This is a genomic window from Clostridium sp. RTP31139st1_H3_RTP31139_211217 (assembly GCF_040227035.1).
Taxonomy (GTDB): domain Bacteria; phylum Bacillota; class Clostridia; order Clostridiales; family Clostridiaceae; genus Clostridium; species Clostridium saudiense.
Map to the genome: position 1 here is coordinate 1 of NZ_JBCOAB010000094.1, position 3884 is coordinate 3884.

General features: G+C 26.9%; 3 protein-coding genes, 1 tRNA gene and 1 rRNA gene. 4 read left to right on the forward strand and 1 reads right to left on the reverse strand.

Annotated features, from left to right (window positions below; all coding sequences use genetic code 11):
* Positions 1–580 precede the first annotated feature (580 nt).
* Positions 581–697, forward strand: a 5S ribosomal RNA gene (gene rrf / locus ABUA17_RS18480).
* A gap of 5 nt (positions 698–702) precedes the next feature.
* Positions 703–778: transfer RNA gene (locus ABUA17_RS18485), tRNA-Lys, on the forward strand.
* 82 nt (positions 779–860) lie between these two features.
* Here ABUA17_RS18485 and ABUA17_RS18490 read toward each other — a convergent pair.
* Positions 861–1628, reverse strand: coding sequence for a signal peptidase II (locus ABUA17_RS18490; protein WP_042403014.1), 768 nt, complete (start codon positions 1626–1628; stop codon positions 861–863).
* A 150-nt stretch (positions 1629–1778) separates the two neighbouring features.
* On the opposite strand from ABUA17_RS18490, the gene ABUA17_RS18495 reads away from it, so the two are divergent.
* Positions 1779–2582: a pyruvate, water dikinase regulatory protein gene (locus ABUA17_RS18495; protein ID WP_042403012.1), complete on the forward strand. Its 804-nt coding sequence runs from the start codon at positions 1779–1781 to the stop codon at positions 2580–2582.
* A gap of 13 nt (positions 2583–2595) precedes the next feature.
* A complete protein-coding gene (locus tag ABUA17_RS18500; protein WP_055292501.1) occupies positions 2596–3477 on the forward strand; it encodes a patatin-like phospholipase family protein in 882 nt (293 codons plus the stop codon).
* Positions 3478–3884 lie beyond the last annotated feature (407 nt).

Genomic DNA, 3884 nt, shown 5'->3' on the forward strand with positions numbered 1-3884 from the left:
GCTATTAGCTCAGTTGGTAGAGCACCTGACTCTTAATCAGGGTGTCCCCGGTTCGAACCCGTGATGGCGCACCAAAAGTCTTAGTTTATCAAATGATAAATTAAGACTTTTTTGTTTGTAAAAATAATTATAATACTAATATAAAATGAATTTTAAAATCACATATTGGACAATACTAATTTGCAACTAAAATCAAAAATTATATTTTTAAATATATAGTATGTATAATTTAATTTTTAACTTCAAAATATATTAACATAATAAATTGAAATTATGCTTGAAATTGTGGATAAATTAAATATTGATGTGGAAAATTAATTTTATATTTATATAGTGTAATATTGGATACATTTATTGGACTTGGACACTTTAAAATTAGAGTATAAATTATAATGAATAAAAATTTTAGATGAAATATAAATAAGATATACTTATAAAATAGAATTAAATACATATTATTATGTATAAAAAAAAGAAATTAGAGAAAAATAAAATTATTTTAAAAAAATATGTTGACATATGTAGAATATATCTATATAATAAATAATTGTTGAGAGACAAATAAAAAAAATAATGAATATCTGGTGATGATGGCGTAGAGGAAACACTCCTTCCCATTCCGAACAGGAAAGTTAAGCTCTACAGCGTCGATGGTACTGCACGGGGGACTGTGTGGAAGAGTAGAACGTTGCCAGGTAATATGGTTTACTAGCTCAGTCGGTAGAGCACTTGACTTTTAATCAAGGTGTCCGGGGTTCGATTCCCCGGTAAGCCACCAAAAATCACTTCTATCATAGAAGTGATTTTTTAATAGGAAACTTGCTTAGCATAATAATATATATATAAAAAGGAAAAGGTATTTATACCTTTTCCTTTTTTAATATACTTAATAAATCTTTCTTAATGAATATAATAAATTTTTTTACAGAATTCCAATCGTCTTTTAAAGATGTTTCTTCTGTTTCAGAAAAGAAACCATTTTTATAACAAGACATAATAAAAAATAGCAAACCTAAGTTTATATATATATCTTTGAAATCAGCTATAAATAAATCACTTATTCCTATGAAATCCAAGCTACCACCATAAAACACTTTATCTATAAGAGAACATAAAGCTCCAGCAAAGATAAAGATGAAGCACATATCTATCCAAAAGTTTTTATGACCTTTATATTTTACGTATCTATACAACTCAATAAATAGAAATAAAGCTATTCCATTAATTAAAATTAATAATGAAAAACCAATATTAAAATTAAATCGAGCATTTAGCCATGAGCCTTGAGTATTTATTATAGGATTAAATGAAAGAAAGTCTGGAATTATTTCGAAATAATAATGAAAGAAATTAGTCTTAATAATCACTTTAAGTCCTTGATCTAATAGCATTAGAATTAGGAAGGTAATAATTAATGCTCTATTATTTAAGCCGTTTAAATTTTTGGTGCTACATTTATAGATAATAGCTCCAACTAATGCAAATACTAAAAGCAAAGAAAGATTCAGTATAAGAGTATAAAAATCTTTAACTCTACCACTAATTATTTCAAACAAGAAATATACTAGCCACATAATCGGTAATATTCCAATTGTAATTATTTTATCTTTATTAAGTGAATTTTTCATGAGCTCCTCCTTAAGTTAAATTAAGTATATTTTGATTTTATCATAATAGATATTATAATTCATCATATTAGCAATTATTTGAAAAAAGTTGGTATAATAATAGATGTAAGAGAATTTAGTTTAATTGAGAGAAATAGGAGGGTATTAAATATGCTAACAATTTTTGCGGTATCAGATTCAATAGGAGAAACAGCCGAACAGGTAGCAGAAGCTGCAGCAAGTCAGTTTTCAGAAAATGTTGAAGTACGAAGAATTCCTTATGTTAAGAGTTTAGAGGATGTACAAGAACTTATTAATGATATTAAATCTTGTGAAAATGCTATGATTGTATCAACTATTATTACTGTAAATGTAAGGGAATACCTAACACAAAAATGTATAGAAAGTAATGTATCTATCGTAAATGTATTAGGTCCTATAATTAATGTTGCATCATCAATTTTAAATGAACAACCACAATATAATCCAGGAGCTATGTGGAAAACAGATGAAGCATACTTTAAAAGAATTGAGGCAATGGAATTTGCTATGCAATATGATGATAGTAAAGATTATAGAGGATTAAAAAATGCTGATGTTGTTTTAGTTGGATTATCTAGAACTTCTAAAACACCATTATGTATGTATTTAGCTAATAAAGGAATTAAGGCTATTAATATTCCTTTGGTTCCAGAAGTAGAAGTGCCAAAGGAATTATTCGAAATAGATAAACATAAAATATTTGGATTAACAATAAATCCATTACAATTAATAGAAATTAGAAAACGAAGATTAGATAAGTTTCATAGAATACCGTCTAATATTGAATATGCAGGTGATGCTAGAATATTAGAGGAATTTGATTTCTCAGATAAAATTATTAGAAAATTGGGATGCAAGACTATAGATGTTACTCAAAGAGCTATAGAAGATACTGCACTTATAATTATTAAAGCTTTAGGTTGTGAGAAATAATTAGGAGGATAGTATGAAGGTAGGGTTGGTTTTAGCTGGAGGTGGTTCAAGAGGAGCTTATCAAATAGGTGTTTGGAAAGCTTTATCTGAATTAAACATAGATAAATATATAGAAGTTGTTTCTGGAACCTCTATAGGAGCATTAAATGCTATGTTATTTTTACAGGGAAACTTTAATTTGGCTGAAGAAATTTGGTGTAGCTTAACAAAAGAAGAGATTCTACCATTAGAAGAAAAAGATTTAATTGTAAAAGGGATATTATTTTTTTTAGGTGCTAAAAATATGTCATTTATAAAAAAATATATACCTACAGTTGTTAAAGGGGGAACCTTATCAAGAGAGGGATTGAATGACATATTAAAAAAAGTTGATTTTAAAAAGATTAAAAATTCTAAGATAAAGGGATTTGCAACATGTACTAGTATTCCGGAAATAAAAGCACAATACTTCAATATTAATGAATATTCAGAAGAGATTATAAAGCAGATATTATATGCAACATCAGCAGTTCCGTTAATATATGATTCTCCTATAATAGATAATATTAGTTATCTAGATGGTGGAATTGTTGATAATGTGCCAATACAACCTGTATATGGAGAGCATTGTGATATTATAATAGTAGTTCAATTATCAGCGGATAGTCATATAAATACAGAGATGTATCCTAATACTAATATAATACAGATCAACTCAGAGGAAGGCGAAGGTGCTGATTTAAAAGGAATGATGGATTTTAATACAGATGTAATTAGAAAAAGAATATCTAAAGGATATAAGGATACAATATATAAAATTAAGCCTATAATGGATTTAACACGTAATATAGATAAGGATAAGGCAATATCAAAACTGAGTTTGTTGGATTCAATAAAAACAATATTTAATAGATAGAAGTATAAATATTGTTTCTACTTTCAAAGCAAGTTAAGTGAGTAAATGCTATATTTTAGATACTAAACCTACTAGGAAATATAAAGTCTAAATAAAGCAATTAACTCACTTAATTTGAAATTATATTATTATTTAATAAAAATACAAAAAGTTATTGACATAAGTAATATATAGTGATAAGATAAAACTCGTTACTGATGACAAAATACTACAAAAACTTATAAAAATAAGTTGTTGACAAGTAATTGTTGAAGTGATATGATATTCATTGTCGCTTACGAAATACGACAAAAACTTTTAAAAAAAGTTGTTGACAGATGTCGCAAGAGATGATAAGATAAGGAAGTCGCTTCGGTGCGACAGAGTAAATGGTCTTTGAAAATTGAACAGAATATAGTTAAAGTAAA